Genomic DNA, 22,084 nt, shown 5'->3' on the forward strand with positions numbered 1-22,084 from the left:
GGAGGGAAACGGGAACGGCGGCCCGCCGTTTCTCACGCGAGGATCATGTGCCGTAAGGGCAGGTGTCCCGGCAATCGGAGTAGTCCGAGAACCAGCCCGTGCGGGGCGGCGGGCACGGGAACTGCTCGTACCGCCCGTCCTCGTCCACGAATAGCTTCAGCCAGGCGATGCTGTTCCGTGCGATCGGGGTGTTGTTGGTGTTCGACGTGTGCCGTCGGGGTTGGCGAAGTGCTGGGTCTTCTCGTCCGTCAGCCCCAACGATCTCTACCCGCTCCCCGGTCTCCTCGGCAAGCGCGAGGGCGTCCCGTTCTTCCTCGGACGAGCTCGGGTCGGTTCCGGTCGTGTCGTCCTCGTCAGCCAGAGCGGACGGAGCGGTCAGTAGTGACAGGGTCAGAGCCATCGCGGTCGAGACCGCCGTCGCTCGGGTCAGGGCGCGCCGCATGGGGGATGCCAGTCCTCGTAGGGGATGGCGAATCCGGGGATTCGGATGCACAGTGATCCCTTTTCACCCTGAAACTGCTGGTCACAGGCCTGTACCACCCGTGCGGAACCACCCCTGACAGCGAGAGGCCCCTGGTAGGTGGGTCAACGACCAAGAAAACCTGCCGCACCAAGGGCTCTGGTGCTGTTCCATCCCGCCGCGCTGCCGTTGTCACGTCGGCCCCTGAACCTGGCCGCCCGCACCATCCGCGCCCACCGCGAGGACACCCGCTCCCGGTGGCGGCGCCCGCACCCGGCACAGCAGGCCTTGCTCGTGTTGGTCCACCTGTACAAGGGCGAGCCGTTCGCCCAGATCACGGCAGGGTTCGGGGGGCACCACGACCGCCTGGCGCATGCGTGCACGAGACCACGGCCCTGCTCGCCCAGCGGGTGCCCACCCTGGGACAGGGGCTGTGCCGCACACGACGTCGTGGGGGCCTACGTGATCGTGGACGGCACGCTGATCGGCTGCGACCGTGTCGCGGCCGACCGCCCGTTCCACTCCGGCAAACATCAGCGGCACGGCATGAGCATCCAGGTCGCCGCGGCCCCGGACGGTGAACCCCTGTGGACCTCATGGTCGTTGCTGGGATCGGTGCACGATGTCAGAGCCGCCCGGGTGTGGAGGATCGCCGAGCGCATCGCCGCCGCCAGGCTGCCGGGCCTGGGTGACAAGAGGTACGTGGGCCTGTCGCAGGTCGTGTTCTACCCGTTCAAGGGCCGGGAAAAGCCCCAGTGGAAGAAGGACTGACAGCGGACAGTAGATACTCCCCATAGGCGGCCACTTAAGGCCCCGCCCACGGCCACGACACTCCCCACTGATGGCCAGATACCTCCCCGCCTGACCAGGACAAACACCGGTCGGCGAGGGTTGACCGGGTGAAGAGCAGCAGGGAGATCATGGAAATCCTGGAGGCCTACGACCTCACCGGGAGTTACCGGGCAGCGGCCGAACTGGCCGGGTGCGACCACCACACCGTCGCCCGCTACGTCAAACTCCGCGAGACCGGCCAAAGCCCCGAGCAGCGCACCCACCGCGCCCGCCCCATCGACGACTACCTCGACAAGATCGAGGAACTCGTCAACCGCTCCCAAGGCAGGGTCCGCGCCGATGTCGTCCACCGGCGCATCACCGCGATGGGCTTCACCGGCGGCGAGCGCACCACCCGGCGGGTGGTCGCCCAGGTCAAGGACCGCTACCGGGCCGGGAAACGGCGGGTGTTCCGGCCCTGGATCCCCGAACCAGGCCTGTGGATGCAGTGGGACTGGGGAGAAGGCCCCAAGATCCGGGGGCGGCGCACCCACCTGTGGTGCGCCTGGCTGGCCTGGTCCCGCTACCGCGTGATCATCCCGGTCTTCGACAAGACCCTGCCCACCGTGGTCGCCTGCCTGGACGCCACCCTGCGCCGACTCGGCGGGGTGCCCGCCTACGCCCTCACCGACAACGAGAAGACCGTCACCGAAGCCCACATCGCCGGGATCGCGGTCCGCAACCCCGAGATCGTGCAGGTCGCCCGCCACTACGGGATGACGATCCGCACCTGCGTCCCGGCCGACCCGCAGACCAAGGGCGGATCGGAGGCCACAGTGCGCATCGCCAAGGCCGACCTGGTGCCCACCGACGTCAACCTGGCCGAGGGTTTCCGCACCTTCGGCGACCTGGAAACCGCCTGCCGCGCCTTCACCGACCAGGTCAACGACCGGATCCACCGGGAAACCCGCCGCCGTCCCACCGAAGCGTTGGCCGAGGAGCGCACCCGGCTGCACCCGCTGCCCGCCGAACCGTTCACCATCGCGTTTGGCACCACAAGGCGGGTCAATTGGGACAGCACGATCTCGGTGGAGGGGGTTCGCTACTCCGTCCCCCACCACCTGGTCGACACCCGTGTCTGGGCCCGCTTCCACGGCGAGGAGCTGATCGTCACCGCCGTCGGCGAACGCGGCCCCGAGGAGGTGGCCCGCCACGGGCGCTCCACCCCGGGCAACCCGAGCATCAGCGACGACCACTACCCCGAGCGGGGCGACAAGGAAGGCGACCGCACCCCCAGAGCCCACAGCGCCGAGGAGGCCGCGTTCCTGACCCTGGGGCCCGGAGCCGCGTCCTGGCTGGTCGAAGCCGCCTCGGTGGGCACCCGCCGGATCAAGCCCAAGATGGCCGAGGCCGTCGCTCTGGCCAAGCTGCACACTCCGGCCGAGGTTGACCGGGCGCTGGGGACCGCGGCGATCGCGGGCCGGTTCGCCGAGAACGACCTGATCGCCATCTTGGCCCACCAGGCCGGACGCCCTGCCGCCGAGCCCACCCGCGCCAGCGAGGACCACAGCCTGCAGCCGGGCACCTCGGCCTGGTCCTCCTTCGGCCTGCCCCGCGACGACGAGAGCGAGCAGTGATGAGCACCCCGATCCGCACCGTTGCCGGACCGCCCGCCGAGCCGATGGCCGAGGCCGTCGAGCTCACCCGCCGGTTGCGGCTCCCCTACCTGCGCAAGGCCATGGCCGACGTGATCCCCACCGCCAAGGCGCAGCGGTGGGACCCAGCCGAGGTGGTCCGCGTCCTGCTGGCCGAGGAAGCCGCTGGACGCGACCAGACCAACCTGCGCACCCGCCGCAAGCGGGCGAACTTCCCCACTGGCAAGACGTTCGGGGACTGGGACGAGACCGCCTCCTGCATCGCCCGACCCACCCAGGACGCGCTCAAGACGCTGGAGTGGGTGGCCAGGCGGGAGAACCTGAGTATCTGCGGGCCCTCGGGGACGGGCAAGTCGCACTTTTGCGAGGCGCTGGGGCACGCCGCGGTCGAGGCGGGGATGACGGTGGCCTGGCACACCATCGAGGACCTGGGGGTGCTGGTTCGCAGGCACCGGGCGGACGACTCCATGGCCAGGGCCGTGACACGGCTGCTGCGCGCGGACTTGATCGTGGTCGACGATATCGGGCTGCTACCGGTCTCGGCCGATGCGGCCGAGGGGTTCTACAGGCTGGTGGACGCCGCCTATGAGCGCAGGTCGTTGGTGGTTTCCAGCAACCTGCACCCGTCGGGGTTCGACGAGATCATGCCCAAGACGTTGGCGACCGCGACGGTTGACCGGCTCCTGCACCACGCCCATGTCGTGGTGACCCAGGGTGACAGTTTCCGGCTTGCTCAGGCGACCTCGGGAGCGGGGGTGAAGGCGTTGAGTTGACCTCGGACACCACCACGGCGGGGACTTATCTGGCCGCCGTTGGGGAGATCGGCCTGGCCGTCAGTGGGGAGAACTACTGGCCGCCTGCGGGGAAAACACACTGGCCATTGACAAAGGACGCCAACTCCGACCACGCCAAGCTCCGCGCACCTGGTGAGCGGGCCATCGCCCAGCTCAAGAACTGGGGTGTCCTACGCTGGTTGCGGTGCCGCCCACAGCGGGCCGGCGAGATCACCCGAGCCGTGCTCGTACTTCAACTCCGCGAAGCACGATGAAAAGCGCTCACTGATGGGTGCGGGTTTACGGCACCCAAGCACTGGACGTGAACCCTTGGCCGGAAGTGGACACAGCAGGCTTCTCCCAGAAGAGACTTCTCGTCCGATGACCACAGGTTCGAACCCTGCCGGGGATACCAAAAACCCCAGTTCAAATGGGGTATGTGATGTCATCACACACGAGTCGCCGCGCGGATGGGCCCGGGGGCCGAGGCGGAACCGGATCACTCAGGTCTTCGCCTTCTCACATACCTCCAGCCTGAGACCCCCTCAGGCACCAGCGGGCAGGAGCTGCGCCAACCCGACACAGGTGTGTGGATCCGCCCACGTCTGGGTCGCTCGCACCCGCCACCGGCCGGACGGCAAGAACACAGGTGCCTGCTCAGGTACCCCTCCGTCGGGATACACCTCGTTCAGGTCCGCCCCCGGCACAGCGGCGTCCATGAGCACCGCCGGACCGTCCGTCACCCAGGTGCCGCACTCCTCCCACCCCGTGGCCGGATCGGCCAGCACACCCTCAGCCGCGCCCCTCAGGTCGGATTCGGAGTCAGCGGCGAGCCAGCGCAGGAAGGCCCGGTGCCCGGGCAGATAGCCACTGGTGTCGGACTCCGCCCCCAGGACCAGCGCCTGCCCGCCGCCGTCGCCCACGGGGAGCACCCCAGCCAGACCGTCCACCGCGCACGCCCGGTCGTAGTCGTCTGGGACATCCCCTCCCATGAGGACCCCGGTTGGCGTGCCGCCGCTCCACGCGGCCAGTGCCGACACAGGGATGACGACCAACGGACCGCCCAGTGAATCCACCCACGTGGGGGAGGGAGGACCCCCATCGGCACGAGGGGCCGGAGAAGCGCTCATACCACCGACTCCCCAACCAGGACCGTGGCCGCTCACAGCTCAACGGCCTTGCGGACCCGTTCCAGCCGCGCCCGGTTCTCCTCCACCCACTCATCCGTGACACCGATCGGCACGCGCACCGCGATCTGTGTCGAGGGCATGTCGTGCACGGTCACCTCCACCGGATCGTCGGGCACCACTTCCAACCAAGGGGTGCGGTCGCCCGGGGGCCACTCGACCCGCTCCTCGGCATCGAGCGCGTCCAGGCAGCGCTCCCAGTCGTCCAGGTCCCCGTCCGAGAGCGCCAGTTGGAGACGGCCGCTGACGAAATCGCTCTCCACCACGAGGAGGGCGGGGTGATAGCGCTGTGGTTCTGCTGCTCCCACCGTCCGGGAATCACCGCACTCGACCACGACGGCCACACTCTGCCCAGGATCAGAGAACCGGAAGAGCTCCAACGACTGCTTTCCGCTCACCGACGAACCTCCTAGGGATACCCAACGGACCAGGTCGGCCCCGATCCTTGCTACACCACCCCCAAGACAACCGGCGCGCCGACCGCCACCCACACCGTGGGTTCGCCCTCCAGGGACCCTTCCTCCCCCGGACCGTTGACGGCGCAGGCAAAGAGCGGGCGTCAGATGTGCGCCCTGATCTGGCGCACGAGGTGGCCGAGCGCCTCTGCGGGGGCGGTGGTCTCCTCCTCGTCGAACCAGTCGCGTTCCGGGTTCCAGCCGGTGACCTGGAACCGGGCGAAGCCGCACGGCCGGTCGTAGTCCAACACCTCCAGCGACGTCCGAGCGCCGCGGCAGGGCACCACAACGGTCAGCGAGGCGAAACCGTCCCCACCGTGGACTTCGAGCCGTTCGGCCCACCCATGGGTGTCGATCGACGCACGGCAGTGCGGGCAGCCGATCCTGTCCAGGTTCTGTCCGCAGTCGACCAAGGCGGGCGTGTCATGCCAGGTGATGTCGACCCCGGCAGCCGCCTTGGTGGAGGCCCTCGAGGCCAGGGTGGCCGCGACCGCGGCAACGCGGTCGGGCTGCCAGTACGGGTCGGTCGCGATGACCGACAGGACGTCATCACTCACAGCCTCCGCCCGCCCGTCGTCCCACACGGACAGGTGGAACGGCCCCTGAGGTGTGTCTGTCTACGGGGAGAGCTCCACAGGTTCGGGTTCGAGATGGACATCGCCTCGGGGCCGTTGTGCAGCTATACAGACAACCGAGCACCGTGGCCTGAGAATCCGGCAACACGGCTCCACTGAAGCCGGTGCACGCCACAGCCTCCATCACCCCCAGCACGAACCGACCGACGGGTAGCTCACGGGCAGGGCCGTGCCCCCTCAGCGGCCTTGTGGGACGCCCCCCGAGACCGGCCGCTCTGGGGACCGGCACCTCTCCCTCACCGGGACGCGGCGGCCTCACGTTCAGCCAGGGTCCGAGCGGCCCGGCCCAGCATGCGTCCGTTGATCCGAATGGAAAGGGCGCGAGGCAGCAGGCGAGACATCACCCTCATGCGACGGTCCGGCACGTGCGTGGAGCGGCCCCGCAAGAACGCGGCCAGCGCCTCCCTCACGGCGGCCCGGACCGGGAACGGCCGGATGGGCATCGACGCGCGGTCGATGCCGTAGGCGTCCATGACCGGTGTGTCCACGTTTCCCGGCAGCAGAACCATGACGTCCACTCCGGCCGAGGCCAGTTCGTAGTGGAGGGCCTCTCCGAGGTTGAGCACGTAGGCCTTGGAGGCGCTTTCGTGGGCCATGTTGGGCAACCCGTGCATCGCACCCAGGGCCGAGACGAGGACCATGCCGCCACGGCCGTGGGCGGCGAACCGCCGACCGAAGGCGTGGGCCAGGTCCAGGTGCGCGGTGGCGTTGACGGTGTGGCGGCGGTGCAGGTCGGCCACGTCCTGGTCGAGGAGCCGGCCGGGCATTCCGGCGCCGGCGTTCGAGATCAGCAGACCGACGTCAAGGTCGGCGGTCGCGTCGACGATGGTCTCGGCGGCACCCGTGCGGCTGAGGTCGACGGTGACGATCCGGCACTCGATGCCGTGGGCCTGAGTGAGTTCAGCACCGAGCGCTTCCAGTCGGTCGGTGGATCGGGCGGCGAGAACCAGGTGCAGTCCGGCCTCAGCGAGTTGTTCGGCGAAGGCGCGGCCGATACCGGACGAAGCTCCGGTCACGACCGCCCAGGGGCCATAGGACAAGATTTGAACCATGGTTTGGACTGTAATCTAAGTTCGAATCCAGGGCAAGCGGATAGGCTGTCCGCCGTGAAGAGACCACCTGACGACCTTGCGCAGCGCCTGCTCGACATCAGCGAGCAAGTGTTGCGTGCCACGCCGCCGCCGCGACTGGAGGACATCGCCAACCAGGTCGGGGCGTCGCGGGCCACGCTGTACTACTACTTCGCCGGTCGCGACGACCTGCTCGTCTTCCTTCTGACCGCGCACACCCAGGACGGAGCCCAGGCGGTTCGCAAGGCGATCGACCCGGACGGTCCGCCTGAGCAGCGGTTACGGGAGATGGTGGCTGCTCTCTCCGCCTACCTGGCGCACCGACCGGGTGTGTGCGTGGGCCTACTGGGCGCGCTCGGGGCGGCGGGTCGGATGGCCGAGGCCCTGGAAGCCAACGACGAATGGATCGCCGGACCGCTCCGGGAGCTCCTCACGGAGTGCCACGCCAGCGGCGCGATCAGAGCTGTCGACGTCTCCGACGCCGCCAACGCCGTGCTCGGAGGGATACTGCTCGCCGTTCTGGGCCGGGCGATGGCCGACACGGATCCGAGCGACCCGGCGTTCCTGGAACAGCTCTGCGACCAGGTGCTCCACGGCATCCTCGCCTAGCCATGCCACGTTCATGGGCAACCTCATCCCCGGCCCTGAAGATCCGGTGATCTGCGACCTCGACAGCCCGGCTGTGTCGATGAGAAGTGACAGCGCTTATCGATGGGTTCTGGAAGCGGTCGAGGCCTACTGCGACATGGTCATGTCGCTGAGTTCTGGCAGCGCCGGAGCCCTCCTCGCCGCCGGGCGCGGCCGTCGCTGGAGACCGGAAAAACCGTGGGAGGGTGAGTGCCGCTCAGCCTTTCCGATCAGTGAGTGAGCCTGGCGCTGATGCCGGGGAGACCGGAGGCGAGCCCGCCGTGGTCGTCGGGTCGCGTCTTCGGCGCCTGTTCATCGACCACGTCGGCTTCGACCGTGATCCTTGTCCGGGAGCAGATTCACCACCCCTTTCCACCCAACCGTCCGCCGCGCCGGTTCAGGAACAGCACACCCGTGTCGGCGTCGGGCCAGTCGGGCAGGGGCTCAACAACGCCGCGATCTCCGACAAGCTGGAGCTGGGTCGCGCCGGCGGCTACAGCCGCCAATGTCATGTCCGTTCCTTGTACACCGACGCAGAGTGAGTGGAGACGGGTGGATGGGTGAAACCAACAAGGAGACGACCTTGTGCTACGCGGACGGGGTCTGGAACAGGGGTTACGACCCGGTGGGACGTTCCTGGTCTGAGGGCGTCTCGCTGGACGCTGCGATCTCCGCGGCCGGGTACGAGTTGTGGGCACGGATCGGGGATCCGGCCGTGCTGGTGAACGCGCCGATCACGGTCACCATCCACCACCGCCCTCAGGAGCCCCGGTATCTGGTCTGTGTGGAGGGGCTGTTTGGTCCGCTGGAGTGGGTCTACGCCCGGGCACTGCCTGACCTGATGGACCTGTTGGCGAAGTGGACGCCCGCTGTGCAGTTCGCCTTCGTCACCGATCTCCTCTGTCAGCTCAACGATCCACACGGCGGGGACAGTGACGTCATCAGGCTCCTGCGAAGGCTGTTAAGACAGGGGGAGGACTACTGAGTTTTTCGTTAGTTCTTCGGGTATGAGGGGATTGGTCGTGCGAGCATCACGGTATGCCCCTCACAACCGAGCCCCCTGCTTCTGAGGAAGCCGTCCCGCCGCTGACCCGCCCGCAGCTGGCCGAGGCCCGGCGTATGCGCGCAGCCGAACTCTTTGACCAAGGCGACCATTCCCAGGCCGAGATCGCCCGGATACTCGGCGTCTGCGCGGACAGTGTCCGGCGCGGGAAACGCCTGTGGGAACAGGGCGGGGTGGCGGCGCTGCGTCGTCGCCCGCCTACGGGGCGGCCTCCCAAGTTGGCCGAGGAGCAGGTGAAGCAGGTCCGTGCCGCCTTGGAGCAGGGCGCCCAGGCCCATGGCTTCGCCTCCGAGTTGTGGGCCTTGGAGCGGGTGGGGCTGGTGGTCGAGCGCGTGACGGGGGTGGAGTTGGCCCCTGCGTCGGTATGGCGGCTACTGACCGTGCGGTTGGACTGGAGCCTGCAACGACCCCAGCGCACGGCCGCCGAGCGCGACGAGTCTGAGATCGCCCGGTGGGTGGCGCACGAGTGGCCACGCATCAAAAGGGGGCACTGAAGAATCGGGCATGGATCGTGTTCTTCGACGAATCGGGCATCTCGCTGCTGCCCCAGGTGCGCCGCGCCTACGCACCCCGCGGCCGCACCCCCACCCTGACCCACCGGTTGAACTGGAAACGCGCCTCGATGGCCGCCGCGTTGGGATACCACGCCGCCGAGGCCGGACGCGGGGCCCGGTTGTGCTTCGACCTGCGTCCGGGCAGCTATGACGCCGACGCGCTGATCGCGGTACTCGAACAGCTCAAACGCTTCTACGAGGGCGAGCGGGTGGTGCTGGTCTGGGACGGGTTGAGCGCGCACTGGAGCCGGGCCATGCGCGCCTGGGTGGCAGACCAGGACTGGCTCACCCTGGAGCGTCTGCCCGCCTACGCCCCCGAACTCAACCCCGTGGAGATGCTGTGGTCGGCCATCAAGGCGCGGGAGTTGGCCAACGTGGCCGGTGATCACCTGGCCGACGTCGCCGACGCAGCAGAACAAGGCATCAACCGCATCTGCGCGGACGAGCGGCTCGCGTGGTCCTTCCTGACCCACACCGGCCTGGAGATCCACCCCTCATACCCGAAGAACTAACGAAAAACTCAGTAAGCTTCTGACCTGCGAAAACGTTCGCAGGTCAGAAGCCTTCGCATGCATGGGGGTGCACCAGTAAGTGACGGGAGGCGGTCCTGCCACTCGCCGCTGGAGACTCAATCGCGTACACCGGGATCCTCGTCATACCCTGGAACCATCAGGACACTAAGCGCAGCAAGGCAATTACTCTCAGTGATAACTTGTGTGCATGCGCACCCTTGAACACCCCTGGCTCCGCCGCCTCGCTGTCGTGACCAGCGCCGTAACGATGACTTGGAGCCTGACCACCACAACCGCCCACTCCCAGGATCAAGACGAGGCCACCCCAGGCCTCCCTCGCTCCGAGGCCCCGTACACGCCCCAAGAACGGGTCCAAAAGCCCAGCGGAAACTGCGGCATCCAGGTCAACTACCCGCATTACAGTGCCCAGTACAAGGAGATCCACACACGGGTCACCAGCTTCTGCAGGGACCTGCCCCTGGTCTCCAACACCGTCTCAGCGAAGACCTACCGTTCACGCTGGTTCGGCTGGCAGCGCATCTCCGCTCTCGGCCCGAAGACGAAGACCAGCGGCAACGTGCAGGAATACCGCCGAACCATCACTGCCCCCTGCGACAAGGGCAGCCAATACCGGTACCGCACTGAGGGGTTCGGAGAAGTCAGCACAGGCGCGCAGACCTTCTCCGCCGCAGCGTATGAGGAGAACGACAACGTGATCTCATGTGGCTGAGGAGCTTCGTTCTCGGAGCATGGCCTTGCGTGGGAGCCTGCCTCCTCCTCACGTCGTGCTCCACTCCTCCCCTCACTCCTTCTCATGGAGAAACCGTGCCTGGCATCGTCTGGAGACAGGTCTCCGAACGCACCCCGCCATCGGAACCCCCGCTCCTGGAGATCGGAGACCAGGAACTCCCACCACTCCTCTCCACCCTGGGAGGAGGCCCGGAATCCCCTCCTGAGAGCCTCACCTGGCCTGAACTCCATCAGAACCCGGAACAAGCCAGGATCCTCACAGGCAGCGCACCCATACGTGTCGTCATGCTCTCCTTTCCCAACGTCAACGAGCACGGTATCCCCGACGAGGACACCTCCACCGAGGAAAGGTGCGTAGAACGGCTCCAACCAAACACGGCGGCTCCGCGGGAAGGCTGCGTCTACTACTCGCTGGACGAGGGCACCATCCAACTGAAAACCGGGCCATCCGGGTGTCTCCCCTACCACGTCCTCCAGGCCACATGGATCAGACCGGAGCACACCCCCGATGGACCCGCCGAAGAGTACGTCTCCTACGCCTGGAAGGACACCACACCCACCTGCATGAGGAAGGGAATGCCTCATGAACGACAATAACCAGACCGCAGCCGTAGAGGCCCTGGCCAGGCTTACCGCCACCGCCGTACTACCAGCCCGCGGCCTGTTCATCGCCGAAGCACACATGGTCGCACCAACGGTGACCCCGGAGGGAGAACCACGACGCGGTTTCACCCCTTATCGGAACCGCGACAACGATCGGGTCACCCACCTGCGACGCCATCTGGAAATCGAAAACCACGATGTATGGACCGTGCGAGCAGACGACCGGCACATCAGCCGCCACGGGGACACCGTCCACCTGCACATGGGCGGCCACACCACCGAACAGCACGTCGATCCACGAGCCGCACACGAGGTGGACTGGGCCTTCTGGGCGGGAGACTGGTTCGCCGAACTCATCGAACCCCACAGAATCCTCGGTTTCCTCACCGAGGTCACGACCGTGCCCGGCTCTCCAGGTCCGGTGTTGAGCGCCACCCCGAACCGGAGAACCCCCTCCCCCTACGACGGGGCCGCCGCCGATCACATCACCAGACTGGAGATCGTCCCGGAGGCGAACACCTCCCGCATCAGCCGAATCACCGGCCACCACGCCGACGGCCAACAGGACATCTACCAGTTGATAGAAGCGCATGACAGAAGAAACCCGCATCGCCCTAACAAAGATGGGTGAACTTTTCCCGTGCAGCAGTCCAGGAATTCTCCGGCCCAACAATCGGACGCCGCCAGCGGCCCGTGTGTGCTCCGTTCGTGCTCTTCAGTTCCGTACTGACACGACACCGGGCGGCATCACACGGCCTCAGACGGCAGGACGGATCGGATGGGGTGACATGAAACGGCACGAAAAGACACGTGGCGGCACCAGATCACCGGACTTCTCATCCGATGGCCTCGAGTCACTCCGGAGAAGCGTCTTCTCCAACCGGGCCGTCCGCCAAGAACAGCCGAATCCCAGCATCGGACTCGTGCGCTCACTGAATCAGACACTGTTCCGACTGGCAGGCCGGCGACACCGATCGGCTACGGCATCGGGGCCGTCTCCGGCCACTGCATGTCATCCCTGGAGCCCTCACCCCTTGTCCAACCTTCCCCTGCTCTCCTTACCGCCGAACCGACCGGCGATCGCCTTCGCGGTCGGCAGCTCACCGATCGCTCTCTCCTGTTCTTCGACCCACTGCCATGCTCTGGGTTGGAACGGCGGGAACGACTCGGGGGTGATCTCGTGTTTGGCTTCGGTACCTGGCAAACCTTGCTGACCACGTGCGTACGCGATGCGTAACTCCGGGCAGTGGGGCGGAAATCGCACATGAGCAGCTCGTGCGTACCGATCAGTGCCAAGCACGGCCAGGCACAGATGGTCCGCGACCGCAGCATGGGAACTCCGCCACCGCGCCGTTGGCGGGCAAGGACGCGATGGCGCCGGGGGTGAGCAGGGTCCAGGGCGGCAGCCCGCCCCGACGGCCGTGGCGGGGCATCCCCAGCAGGGTCGTGGAGGCGCCGACGATCGTTCCTTCCGCCGACAGCGGGAAAGCGGGAGGAGGGCGGCGCGCGATCCCGGTACGCCGTGGCGCAGGACGAGTTCGTACATGTGAAAGCGGGACACCACCGAGGCGATACCCCGAGCCCCCGGAACGGCGGCGACGGTCGCCATCCATGACCACCGGGAGGGTGCCATGCCGGGGGCTCCGTTCTCGTGATGAGGCCGTGAGCGCAGGGTGTTTCGAGGACGGGTGGTCCTGAAAGTCCCGGAACTCCTGCGGTACAGGACTTTTGGGGCATAGGTGACGGATATCGGCGTTCTCTCCGTGTGGGCGGACCGGTGTCCCTAGGGTCGTTCGGAACGATCCCGAGGAGCACCGATGTCCGTGACCGAACCGGCGGAGCGCCCCCTGCCCCGCGACCCCTACCGGAACCTGGTCCTGCTCGCCCTCCTCACCCTGTCCGGACGGTCCCCCGCGCACGACCTCCTGCCCTGGTCGCACCGGTTGGTCTCCGACGCCCTGCCGTGGGGGCGGCGCAACCCGCGCGCGCACGAGTACCCCCGGGTACGCCGCCGAGTGCTGCGCCGGGCGCTGCGTGCGCGCCGTCCGCGCGGCCCGGCCGGGCTGCGGGTCTCCCCCGCGGGCGGCGCCGGTCACCTCGAACGGGCCCTGACGTCCCTGAGGGGGCTCGACACGGCGTCCCGTGCGGCATACGCCCTGCTGCGGGTGGAGGCGCTACCCCGGGAGGAGGCTGCGGACCTGCTGCGGTCCGCCGGGGCGGCCGACCCCGAGGACGCGCTCGACCGGGCGGCCGCCGTCCCCGACGGGTTCCGGCCGCCCGACCCCACGGTGGTACGGGTCAGCGGACGCGGCACCGTACCCGGGCGGCCGGTCCTGGTCTCGGCGGTCACGTTCGCCCTCTGCCTGGGCACGGTGGGCCTGACGACCGCCACACCGCGCACGGTGCGGCCGGAGCCCTCCCCGCCGCCCGCGGCGACGGTCGTCACCGACGAGGACTCCTGGCGGCGGAGTTTCCGGCTGGACCTGACCGCCTGGCACGCCCGGGGCGACTCCACGGGCGACGCGGAACTGGTGGACGAGGCCCTGTCCGCCTGGACCGCGCACGGCCGGCACCGGCCGCGGGAGCCGCGGCTGGTGTTCGCCGGTCGGGTGGACGGCCGTCGCGTGGTGGTCCTGCACGACACCCCGTGGACCGCGCGGTACGCCCGGGGAGCGGGCGGCACGGAGTTCGACGTGTTCCCCGAACCCGCCGACGGGGTGGCGAACTGGCCCGCGCTGCGCCTGTCGGAGACCGCCGACGGCGTGCGTTACCTCCTGCCGCCGTGGGTGACCGAGGCGGCGTCGGCCTCGCTTGGCGCGCCGGAGGAGGGTTGGTCCGAGGTGGGGCGGGACGAGCACGGCGTGACCGAACCACTGCCCGCCGACGGGCACTGCGGGACCGGACCGGTGCTGCGCCTGCGGGCCCCGGAGATCGCGCACGGGCAGCCGTACACGGTGGCGGACCTGGGTGATCCGGCCACGGCGCACCTGGGGTACATGCCGCCGCCACCGGCGCGGATCCGCCGGTTGGGGCCGCACGAGGTCCTGGACGACGAGCACGGGTTCGCCCTCTGGGGTCTGGCGAGCTGCGCGGGCGACCCGCCGCGCGAACCTGTGGTCACCGCGACGGCGTGGGAGTTCGCCGCACAGGAGCTGCCCGGCGGGGCCTCGGGGCGGTGGGTGTGCCTGCGCTACGGCACGCACGACGGCGGCGGTCTGGCCCGCGCGGTCCTGGTGGTGCGCACCGACGAGGGCACCGAGACGACCACGGTCGGGGAGCGTTCGGGCGGGTGGGAGTGCAGCAACCTGGACCGCCAGGTGGTGGCGGGCACGTGGTGGCGCTCCCCTGGAGGCCGGTGGCACTACCTGGCGGCGGCCTCGCGCGAGGTCGCCGAGCTCTCGGTGTCGGGCGCCGTGGCCGAGGAGGGCGACGGGCCGGTGCTCGCGGTGGCCGGACCGCGGCGTGGCGACGGACCGCCCGCCGAACCCGTGACGGTGCGCGCGGTCGACGCGCACGGCGACGAGATGACGCCGCTCACCGGCTGACGCCTCCGGCCACGGCCTGTGGTCTTCGCCTCCCGCGGTGTCCGGACGCGGTCGTCGCCTACGTCCGAGAGACCGAACCCCTGATCATCCACGGTCTGGTGGGCTGACGGAGAGGACACCTGTCCGAGCGCTCCTCACCGCATGGGCCGCCCGGCGTGTCGACGGCCGGGTCAGGGACCCTGACCATGGTGGCGTCCACACGTGTCCCCGGCCGACCTCGGAAACGGCCTTCGTGACGACGGGCGGCTGGTGGGGATCCCGTGAACCGGATGCGCGGTGACCCACGCCAAGTCATCGTCACTACACCCGTTGTCTGCGCGTGGCGTCGGTGTTAACTTCACGTCCATGGGAGCGCTCCCGAATTGGGAGCGCTCCCGAAACCAGAGACCGGATCTCATACCGCCTCCGGCGCGTACAGCGAGGTACGCGCGTAGCGACCCCTCGGGTCCCGGCCCGGGACCCGAGCCGCCACCGTCGGCGGCCCCTCCAGCACGACCGCGCCCCGTCCCCGCCCCTCCCCTGAGAGCCCCGCTCCCCACGGCGCCCCGGCGCCAGCGGGGTGCCGGGCGCGGACGGGAGCACCCCCCGAGGAGGACACGTGACCACCCCCCACACCCGTCCGCGCCGCGCCCGTTGGCGCGCCGCGGGAGCCGCGCTCCTGGGCGCGGTACTCACCGCCGCCCTCCTACCGGCGGCGCCCGCCCAGGCGGCACCGATCTGCTCGGTCGACTACCGGACCGACGACTGGGGCTCCGGCTTCACCGCCGAGGTCTCCGTCACCAACGAGGCCGAACCCGTCTCCGCCTGGACGCTGGGCTGGGAGTTCACCGGCGACCAGCAGATCACCAACAGCTGGAACGCGCAGGTCTCCCAGAACGGCAGCTCCGTGACCGCCCAGGGCCCGTCCTGGGCGCCCGACCTCGGCAGCGGGCAGACCGCGACGTTCGGGTTCCAGGCCACCTACAGCGGCGACAACCCCGCTCCCACCGGGTTCACCCTCAACGGCCGGGACTGCGCGGGCGAGAACGAGGCCCCGACGCTGGTCGTCGACCCCGGCTCGATCGCCCTGGCGCCAGGAGGACAGGCCGCCTTCGACGTCGCGCTGTCGGCGGCCCCGGAGCAGGCCGTCGCCGTCAGCGTGGAGCGCACCTCCGGCAGCACCGACCTGTCCGTGGCCTCGGGCGCCTCGCTGACCTTCGGCGCGTCCGACTGGGACGCCCCCCAAGAGGTGACCGTCGCCTCCTCCGGCGACGGCGCGGGCGAGCCCGCCCAGGCCGAGTTCACCGTCTCCGCCGAGGGCTACGACCCCGTGGTCGTCACCGCGCGCGAACTGTCGGGCGCCGACACCCCCTACGAGGAGGAGTTCCTCGACCAGTACGCGAAGATCAAGGACCCCGACAACGGCTACTTCCGCGAGGTCGGCGGGCTCCTCGTGCCGTACCACTCGGTGGAGACCCTGATCGTGGAGGCGCCCGACCACGGGCACGCCACCACCTCCGAGGCCTACAGCTACTACCTGTGGCTGGAGGCGGCCTACGGTCGGATCACCGGCGACTGGGCGCCCTTCAACGACGCCTGGGAGTCCATGGAGGCGTTCATCATCCCGGGCACCGCCGACCAGCCGACGAACTCCGCCTACGACCCGTCGGCCCCGGCGACCTACATCCCCGAGTCCCTCGACCCGGGCGACTACCCCATGCCGCTGACCCCCGAGGTCCAGGCGGGTGAGGACCCCCTCTCCCAGGAGCTGGCCAGCACCTACGGCACCGACGAGGTCTACGGCATGCACTGGCTGCTGGACGTGGACAACGTCTACGGCTACGGGTTCTGCGGCGACGGCACCGACGACGCCCCCGCCTACGTCAACACCTTCCAGCGCGGGTCCAACGAGTCGGTCTGGGAGACCGTCCCGCACCCGTCCTGCGAGACGTTCGCGCACGGCGGCGAGTACGGTTTCCTCGACCTGTTCACCGACGACGAGAGCTACTCCGAGCAGTGGCGCTACACCAACGCGCCCGACGCCGACGCGCGTGCGGTGCAGGTGGCCTACCTCGCCCACCAGTGGGCCTCCGAGCAGGGCAACGCGGACGCCATCGCCTCGAACGTCGCCAACGCGGCCAGGATGGGCGATTACCTGCGCTACGCGATGTTCGACAAGTACTTCAAGGAGATCGGCGACTGCGTCGGCGCCGAGTCCTGCGCACCGGGTTCGGGCAGGGACTCCGCGCACTACCTCATGTCCTGGTACTACTCCTGGGGTGGTGCCCTGGAGAGCGCCCAGTACCCGTGGGCCTGGCGCATCGGCGGCTCGTCCGCCCACCAGGGCTACCAGAACGTGATGGCCGCCTACGCGCTGTCGGAGGTGGACGCGCTCCGGCCCGAGTCGGCCACCGGAGCCGAGGACTGGGGCACCAGCCTCGACCGGCAGCTGGAGTTCCTCCAGTGGCTGCAGTCCTCCGACGGCGGTATCGCCGGGGGCGCGACCAACAGCTGGGAGGGCTCCTACGCCGAACCGCCCGCGGGGACGCCGACCTTCCACGGCATGTACTACGACGAGAAGCCCGTCTGGCACGACCCGCCGTCGAACCGCTGGTTCGGGTTCCAGGTCTGGGACATGGAGCGGGTGGCCGAGTACCACCGCATCACCGGTGACGAGCGCGCCGGGCAGATCCTGGACGCGTGGGTGCCGTGGGCGATCGAGAACACCACCGTCGGGGAGGACGGCGAGTTCGCCATCCCCGCCGACATGGAGTGGAGCGGTCAGCCCGACACCTGGACGGGTGAGCCGACCGGCAACCCGGACCTGAGCGTCGAGGTCGTCTCGCACGGCCAGGACGTCGGGATCGCAGCGGGGCTGGCCAAGACGTTCATGCACTACGCCGCCGCCACCGGCGACGCCGGGTCCCGCGAGGCGGCCGAGGCGCTGCTGGACGCCCTGATGTTCCACGAGGACGACCTGGGTGTCGCCGTTCCGGAGACCCGGGCCGACTACGAGCGCTTCGACGACCCGTTCGACTCCCCGGACGGCGGGCTCTACGTCCCCGAGGGGTGGACCGGTCAGATGGCCAACGGTGACCCGATCACCTCCGAGTCCACGTTCCTGTCGATCCGGTCCTTCTACGAGGACGACCCGAACTGGCCCCGGGTCGAGACCTACCTCGAGGGTGGCCCGGTGCCCGAGTTCACCTACCACCGCTTCTGGGCACAGGTGGACGTCGCCACGGCGCTGGCCACCCACGGCGAGTTGTTCGGAGACGGTTCCTGACCGGCCGTGGCCGCACGGGGGCGGGGCCCGCGCCCCGCCCCCGCCTCCGCCTCCGGACGGGCCCGGAGCCCGGCGGGCTCCGGGCTCCGGGCCGGTCGCCGCCCGCGACCGACCCGCCCCGGTGGACGACGTGCCGCGGAGCGCGGTCACACGTCCTGGTAGGCGCTGGCCTGCATCTCCCACAGTTCCCGGTAGTGGTCGCAGCTGGCCAGCAGCCGCTCGTGGCTCCCCCGCGCCAGCACCCGCCCCTGGTCCAGGACGACGATCTCGTCGGCCGGTCGCACCGACGCCAGCCGGTGCGTGATGAGCACGACCGTGGCCGAGGTCCGCGCGGCGTGCTCGTGCACCGACGAGAAGAACCGGTACTCGGCCCGGGCGTCCAGCGCCGAGGTGGGCTCGTCCACGATCAGCAGCGGGACGTCGGCGCCGTCGGCGCGGTAGAAGGCGCGCGCCGCCGCCAGCCGTTGCCACTGGCCCCCGGAGGGCTGCACGCCCTGGGCGAACGACTTGTCCATCAGCGTCTCCCACCCGTGGGGCAGGTCGGCCACCACGGCGTCGGCGTGGGTGGCGCGCGCGGCGCGGGCCAACCGGTCGGCGTCGAAGGGGGTGCCCATGACCACGTTCTCGCGCGCGGTCATGGGCCAGTGGGTGTGCTCCTGGCCCATGACCGCGATGCGTCGGCGCAGACTGTCGCCGTCCACCCCGGCCAGGTCGGCCCCGTCCCAGCACACGCGGCCCCGGTCCGGGACGTACAGGCCCGCCAACAGCTTGGCCAGGGTGGACTTGCCCGACCCGTTCTCCCCCACCAGCGCGTAGGTCCGGCCCCGTTCCAGGGTGAGGGTGACCTCGGCCAGCGCCGGGGCCCTCGGCGCGTCGCCGTCGGAGCCGTCGTCGTCGGGGTAGGTGAACGTCACGCCCTCCACCCGGATGGTCCCGAACCCCTCCGGGGCCGGGGGCAGGGTGGCGGGCGGTGTCAACGTCCGGGCGGTCTCGACCATGTCGAGGAAGTCGGCGAAGTACAGCCCCGACTCGTACACCCGGCTGACCGCGCCCAGGGCGGAGTTCAGCGCGCCCTGGGCGACGCGGATGGCGACCACCGCGGCGCCGCCGGCCGCGATCGGCACCACGCCCCGCACCATCAGCGTCCCGAGCACGGCGAACGCCGCCAGGGTCACCAGACCGCCGAAGGTGTCCCCGCCCAGCCGGATCAGGGAGGTGCGGGTGGCCAGGCCCATGTGCACGTCCAGTTCACGGTCGCCGAGCCGGTCGAACTCATCGCGCAGCACCCGCTCCATGTTGTAGGAGCGCACCTCGGAGGCGTTGTCGTCGTCCATCATCATCCGCTGCACCAGCCACTTGCGGCGACGCATGTCGGTCATGGCGAGCATGGCCCGGTACCGGAGTCGGGCCGCGGCCGCCGACCCCCACCACTGGGGCACCAGCGCCAACAGCAGCAGGGGGACCAGGACGGGGTGCAGGGCGGCCAGCACACCGGCCGCGGCGACGATGCCCACCAGGCCGGTGAGCACGTCGACGGTGTAGCGCACCAGCGACCCGGCCTCGTCGGTGCCGCGCGCGTAGGAGCGAAACACCTGGTCGTTGAAGGCGCTGGAGTCGAAGGCGGCGCGGGGCACGCTCGTGGTGGCCTCGTTGAACGTGCGCTCGGCGGCCAGGACCACCTGGGGTTCCAGTCGGGCCTGGGAGCGGCCGGCCAGGGTGGAGCAGACGCTGCGCGCCACCATCGCCGCCGCCAGGACGGCCAGGAGCGGCAGGGCGTTCAGGATCCGGTCGGGGGTGGGAGCGGCGGCGAACAGCCGCTCCAGCACCCGGGTGGTCATGACCAGGGCCCAGGCGGTGGCCGCCCCGGATCCGACGTTCCAGGCCACGGTCGCCAGCAGGTCGACGCGGTTGGCCCGCCACCCCAGGCGCAGGGCGTGCGCGACCAGGGACGGCATCCTGCGGCCCACCGTCATCCAGGTCGCCTTCGCGGCCTCCCGGGTGTAGGCGAGGTAGCGGGTGGGGGTGAGCTCGGCGTCCGCCGCGCTGGGACCGCCGGTGGTGTCGGTGGCGTCGGTCGGGTCACGCGGGTCGGTGGTCTCGTACGGGGTCGTCGCCACTAAGCGGTCCTCCCAGGGGTGAGCGGGCTGGTCACGGACGGGGTGGAGCGATGTCTGCGCAACGGTGGTCCTCTCCCTCGGGGCGCGCGGACGGGACGGGAGACGATCATGGCCGCCGCCACCGACCGTGCGCCGCCGCCTTCCCGGTTGCGGTCCGTCCGGTTCCACGACGCGCGTGCGACGCCCGGTCGCGAGGCAGGCCCGGCACGGGGTTCGGGGTGTCTTCCACTGCGACACGCGTACGGAAATCCGTGGGGATACGGCACCCCCGGAACTGGGACTGGTGGGGTCCTCCTGCCGGGAGGGTTATGGGCGGGGCGGGAGTCGCCACCGCGGCTTGTGGACCGACAGGACGGTCGCCGCGACCAGGAGGACCAGCTTGGCGAACACCCACACGTACCGCGGCAGCCCCCACCGGGCCCCGAGGGCCAGGACCAGACCGGTGACCAGGGCGGTCATGCTCAGGGGGATGTCGCCCGCGAAGGTCCGCACCGTCAGGAGCCGGTAGGCCGCGCGTGCGAACTCGATGTCGTCGGTCCGTGCCGCCACGGTGGTGAGGACGGCGAGGACCCGGACCTCGCCGAGCAGGCCGACGGAGCTGATGGCGCGCACGGTCAGGGCGGTCCTGCGGATACCCGCCGGCAGCGTCCGGGGCCGCTCCCGGCGGTGCCGGTGGTGCGTCGTTGTGGTCATGCCTCCACCAACGCGGCGGAACCGCCGCTCCGTCGTCTCCCGACGGACGGCACCGCGCCTACGTACGGGGGCGTAGGCGGTGTACGCGCCATCGCCGTTATCGGAGTCGGGGGTGTCCGTGGTGGTCGACCCCTGGACACAACTGTTGTTCTGGGAGCCGCTGTCCCCGCTGATCCGCCGACCCGCCCGGGTCGGCGGATCAGCGGGGACAGTATCGCCCCGACCCCGTCATCGGCCTGTCGGTTTCCCTCGTCGTTTCGAGATCCGGGCACTGCGGTTTCGAGACCGATTCGCGTGCGGTCGACGATCGCGTCAACACGCCAGCCGCATATCCGTGCTCCGTCTTCCCACACTTTCCGATATCCCGACGGAAGGAGTCGGACCGGTCCCGTACGTCCGCGGTGGCGTAGGTTGGACGCCGGTGCGCGCCCGCCGGGCCGGGCCCGAGCAGAGGGAAGGGTCCTCGAAGCGGTGGAGACGACGGGGGTGCGGACGCCCGACGGGGGAGGCCCCGGCGGCGGGTCGGGCGCGGCGCCGCGGCAGTGGACACGGGTCGCGGTCTTCGCCGTGTGGCTGGTGCTCGTCGCCGTGGCCGGTCGCCACGCCACCGACCTCGCGGTGCTCAGGGACTGGATCGACGCGGCGGGGGCAGCCGGACCCGCCGTCTACCTCCTCGGCTACGTGGTGGCCGTGCTCCTGCTGGTCCCGCGTCCGCTGCTGAACGCCGTCGCGGGTCTCGTCTTCGCCACCTGGCCGGGTATCGCGGTCGCGCTCACCGGCGGAGTCCTCAGCGCGCTGGTCCAGTTCGGCATCGCCCGCCTCCTCGCCCGGGACTTCGTGGAGGCGCGGCTCCCCTTCGCGCTCCGCGCCCGCCTCGACCGCACGATCGACCGGCACGGCCTCCTGGCGGTCATCCAGCTGCGCTTGTTCCCCCTCGTCCCCTTCTCCGCGGTCAACTACGGCCTGGGCGTCACGGGGCTGCGCGTCGTCCCGTTCGCCGCGGGTACCGCACTGGGCGGCCTGCCCGCGACCGTGGCCCTCGTGGTGCTCGGCGAATCCGCCACCGACCCGCTGTCCCCGGGGTTCCTCGCCTGTGCCGCGCTCGTCGCCGTGCTCATGGTCGGGAGCAGGGTGGTCGGCGTGTACGGCCGACGGTCACAGCGCGCGCGAACGTCCTCCGGGGGCGCCGTCGGGACGGGGTGAGCCGCCCGGGACGACCACACTCCTTGACACGGTTCCGGACAACCCCCATTATCATACCGACCAGACGGTATGCCACGGGGGCGGAGTCGACGCCGCCTCCCAGTGCACGCTCACGGCGCCGCACGCCGGTTCGTGGACACCTGGTG

At 70.0% G+C, this 22,084-nt stretch carries 21 protein-coding genes and 2 pseudogenes; 15 read left to right on the plus strand and 8 right to left on the minus strand.

Annotated features, from left to right (window positions below; all coding sequences use genetic code 11):
- Nucleotides 1–43: 43 nt before the first annotated feature.
- Nucleotides 44–202 (minus strand): annotated as a pseudogene (locus KIK06_RS10315) (poly(ethylene terephthalate) hydrolase family protein); the annotation flags it as partial.
- Between the two features lie 420 nt (nucleotides 203–622).
- On the opposite strand from KIK06_RS10315, the gene KIK06_RS10320 reads away from it, so the two are divergent.
- The 4 genes and pseudogenes from KIK06_RS10320 to KIK06_RS10335 form a co-directional block, all read left to right on the plus strand.
- On the plus strand, nucleotides 623–1,231 hold the full coding sequence (locus KIK06_RS10320; protein WP_268642993.1) for a transposase family protein: 609 nt from the start codon (nucleotides 623–625) through the stop codon (nucleotides 1,229–1,231).
- A gap of 128 nt (nucleotides 1,232–1,359) precedes the next feature.
- The gene (istA, locus tag KIK06_RS10325; RefSeq protein ID WP_017602407.1) at nucleotides 1,360–2,868 is read left to right on the plus strand and encodes an IS21 family transposase; all 1,509 of its coding nucleotides are present in this window, start codon (nucleotides 1,360–1,362) and stop codon (nucleotides 2,866–2,868) included.
- A complete protein-coding gene (gene istB / locus KIK06_RS10330; RefSeq protein ID WP_268641605.1) occupies nucleotides 2,868–3,659 on the plus strand; it encodes an IS21-like element helper ATPase IstB in 792 nt (263 codons plus the stop codon). The genes istA and istB overlap by 1 nt, the downstream gene beginning before the upstream one ends.
- 110 nt (nucleotides 3,660–3,769) lie before the next feature.
- Nucleotides 3,770–3,934 (plus strand): annotated as a pseudogene (locus KIK06_RS10335) (IS5/IS1182 family transposase); the annotation flags it as partial.
- Between the two features lie 270 nt (nucleotides 3,935–4,204).
- Here the strand turns inward: KIK06_RS10335 and KIK06_RS10340 are convergent.
- From KIK06_RS10340 to KIK06_RS10355, 4 genes are all read right to left on the minus strand, one after another.
- Nucleotides 4,205–4,789, minus strand: coding sequence for an Imm21 family immunity protein (locus KIK06_RS10340; protein WP_268642994.1), 585 nt, complete (start codon nucleotides 4,787–4,789; stop codon nucleotides 4,205–4,207).
- A gap of 32 nt (nucleotides 4,790–4,821) precedes the next feature.
- Entirely contained in the window at nucleotides 4,822–5,244 is a 423-nt protein-coding gene (locus KIK06_RS10345) for a DUF5959 family protein (RefSeq protein WP_268642995.1), read from the minus strand.
- Nucleotides 5,245–5,405: 161 nt separating this feature from the next.
- Nucleotides 5,406–5,858 (minus strand): hypothetical protein, encoded by a 453-nt coding sequence (locus KIK06_RS10350; protein WP_268642996.1) that lies wholly within the window; start codon nucleotides 5,856–5,858, stop codon nucleotides 5,406–5,408.
- Between the two features lie 314 nt (nucleotides 5,859–6,172).
- Nucleotides 6,173–6,988 (minus strand): SDR family NAD(P)-dependent oxidoreductase, encoded by an 816-nt coding sequence (locus KIK06_RS10355; RefSeq protein WP_268642997.1) that lies wholly within the window; start codon nucleotides 6,986–6,988, stop codon nucleotides 6,173–6,175.
- 54 nt (nucleotides 6,989–7,042) lie between these two features.
- Between KIK06_RS10355 and KIK06_RS10360 the strand changes: the two genes are divergently transcribed.
- The 8 genes from KIK06_RS10360 (at nucleotide 7,043) to KIK06_RS10395 (ending at nucleotide 11,746) form a co-directional block, all read left to right on the plus strand.
- A complete protein-coding gene (locus KIK06_RS10360; protein ID WP_268642998.1) occupies nucleotides 7,043–7,615 on the plus strand; it encodes a TetR/AcrR family transcriptional regulator in 573 nt (190 codons plus the stop codon).
- Nucleotides 7,616–7,628: 13 nt separating this feature from the next.
- A complete protein-coding gene (locus tag KIK06_RS10365; protein WP_268642999.1) occupies nucleotides 7,629–7,874 on the plus strand; it encodes a hypothetical protein in 246 nt (81 codons plus the stop codon).
- A gap of 315 nt (nucleotides 7,875–8,189) precedes the next feature.
- Entirely contained in the window at nucleotides 8,190–8,618 is a 429-nt protein-coding gene (locus tag KIK06_RS10370) for a hypothetical protein (protein ID WP_268643000.1), read from the plus strand.
- Between the two features lie 53 nt (nucleotides 8,619–8,671).
- Entirely contained in the window at nucleotides 8,672–9,190 is a 519-nt protein-coding gene (locus KIK06_RS10375) for a winged helix-turn-helix domain-containing protein (protein ID WP_268643001.1), read from the plus strand.
- A complete protein-coding gene (locus KIK06_RS10380; protein ID WP_268643002.1) occupies nucleotides 9,163–9,762 on the plus strand; it encodes an IS630 family transposase in 600 nt (199 codons plus the stop codon). Before KIK06_RS10375 ends, KIK06_RS10380 begins: the two co-directional genes overlap by 28 nt.
- Nucleotides 9,763–9,970: 208 nt before the next feature.
- A complete protein-coding gene (locus tag KIK06_RS10385) occupies nucleotides 9,971–10,492 on the plus strand; it encodes a hypothetical protein (RefSeq protein ID WP_268643003.1) in 522 nt (173 codons plus the stop codon).
- A 95-nt stretch (nucleotides 10,493–10,587) separates the two neighbouring features.
- Nucleotides 10,588–11,109 carry a hypothetical protein gene (locus tag KIK06_RS10390; RefSeq protein WP_268643004.1) on the plus strand — a complete coding sequence of 174 codons (522 nt, stop codon included), beginning with the start codon at nucleotides 10,588–10,590 and terminating at the stop codon, nucleotides 11,107–11,109.
- Nucleotides 11,096–11,746 carry a hypothetical protein gene (locus tag KIK06_RS10395; RefSeq protein WP_268643005.1) on the plus strand — a complete coding sequence of 217 codons (651 nt, stop codon included), beginning with the start codon at nucleotides 11,096–11,098 and terminating at the stop codon, nucleotides 11,744–11,746. Before KIK06_RS10390 ends, KIK06_RS10395 begins: the two co-directional genes overlap by 14 nt.
- Nucleotides 11,747–12,142: 396 nt before the next feature.
- Here the strand turns inward: KIK06_RS10395 and KIK06_RS10400 are convergent, their stop codons facing one another.
- On the minus strand, nucleotides 12,143–12,319 hold the full coding sequence (locus KIK06_RS10400) for a hypothetical protein (RefSeq protein WP_268643006.1): 177 nt from the start codon (nucleotides 12,317–12,319) through the stop codon (nucleotides 12,143–12,145).
- 613 nt (nucleotides 12,320–12,932) lie between these two features.
- Here KIK06_RS10400 and KIK06_RS10405 point away from each other — a divergent pair.
- Nucleotides 12,933–14,660, plus strand: coding sequence for a hypothetical protein (locus KIK06_RS10405; RefSeq protein WP_268643007.1), 1,728 nt, complete (start codon nucleotides 12,933–12,935; stop codon nucleotides 14,658–14,660).
- Nucleotides 14,661–15,258: 598 nt separating this feature from the next.
- The gene (locus KIK06_RS10410) at nucleotides 15,259–17,925 is read left to right on the plus strand and encodes a glycoside hydrolase family 48 protein (RefSeq protein ID WP_268643008.1); all 2,667 of its coding nucleotides are present in this window, start codon (nucleotides 15,259–15,261) and stop codon (nucleotides 17,923–17,925) included.
- A 146-nt stretch (nucleotides 17,926–18,071) separates the two neighbouring features.
- Here the strand turns inward: KIK06_RS10410 and KIK06_RS10415 are convergent, their stop codons facing one another.
- Nucleotides 18,072–20,042, minus strand: coding sequence for an ATP-binding cassette domain-containing protein (locus tag KIK06_RS10415; protein ID WP_268643009.1), 1,971 nt, complete (start codon nucleotides 20,040–20,042; stop codon nucleotides 18,072–18,074).
- 306 nt (nucleotides 20,043–20,348) lie between these two features.
- Entirely contained in the window at nucleotides 20,349–20,735 is a 387-nt protein-coding gene (locus tag KIK06_RS10420) for a hypothetical protein (RefSeq protein WP_268643010.1), read from the minus strand.
- Between the two features lie 486 nt (nucleotides 20,736–21,221).
- Between KIK06_RS10420 and KIK06_RS10425 the strand changes: the two genes are divergently transcribed.
- On the plus strand, nucleotides 21,222–21,938 hold the full coding sequence (locus KIK06_RS10425; RefSeq protein WP_268643011.1) for a TVP38/TMEM64 family protein: 717 nt from the start codon (nucleotides 21,222–21,224) through the stop codon (nucleotides 21,936–21,938).
- The last annotated feature ends 146 nt before the right edge of the window (nucleotides 21,939–22,084 follow it).

This window comes from Nocardiopsis sp. EMB25 (genome assembly GCF_026797795.1).
Lineage (GTDB): Bacteria > Actinomycetota > Actinomycetes > Streptosporangiales > Streptosporangiaceae > Nocardiopsis > Nocardiopsis lucentensis.

Bases quoted from the DNA above. Each gene is read 5' to 3' on its own strand.
- KIK06_RS10340 (WP_268642994.1), bottom strand. From the start codon at position 4,789: ATGAGCGCTTCTCCGGCCCCTCGTGCCGATGGGGGTCCTCCCTCCCCC.
- KIK06_RS10370 (WP_268643000.1), top strand. From the start codon at position 8,190: ATGGGTGAAACCAACAAGGAGACGACCTTGTGCTACGCGGACGGGGTC.
- KIK06_RS10375 (WP_268643001.1), top strand. From the start codon at position 8,672: ATGCCCCTCACAACCGAGCCCCCTGCTTCTGAGGAAGCCGTCCCGCCG.
- KIK06_RS10385 (WP_268643003.1), top strand. From the start codon at position 9,971: ATGCGCACCCTTGAACACCCCTGGCTCCGCCGCCTCGCTGTCGTGACC.
- KIK06_RS10405 (WP_268643007.1), top strand. From the start codon at position 12,933: ATGTCCGTGACCGAACCGGCGGAGCGCCCCCTGCCCCGCGACCCCTAC.
- KIK06_RS10365 (WP_268642999.1), top strand. From the start codon at position 7,629: ATGGGCAACCTCATCCCCGGCCCTGAAGATCCGGTGATCTGCGACCTC.
- KIK06_RS10355 (WP_268642997.1), bottom strand. From the start codon at position 6,988: ATGGTTCAAATCTTGTCCTATGGCCCCTGGGCGGTCGTGACCGGAGCT.
- KIK06_RS10420 (WP_268643010.1), bottom strand. From the start codon at position 20,735: ATGACCACAACGACGCACCACCGGCACCGCCGGGAGCGGCCCCGGACG.
- KIK06_RS10395 (WP_268643005.1), top strand. From the start codon at position 11,096: ATGAACGACAATAACCAGACCGCAGCCGTAGAGGCCCTGGCCAGGCTT.
- istB (WP_268641605.1), top strand. From the start codon at position 2,868: ATGAGCACCCCGATCCGCACCGTTGCCGGACCGCCCGCCGAGCCGATG.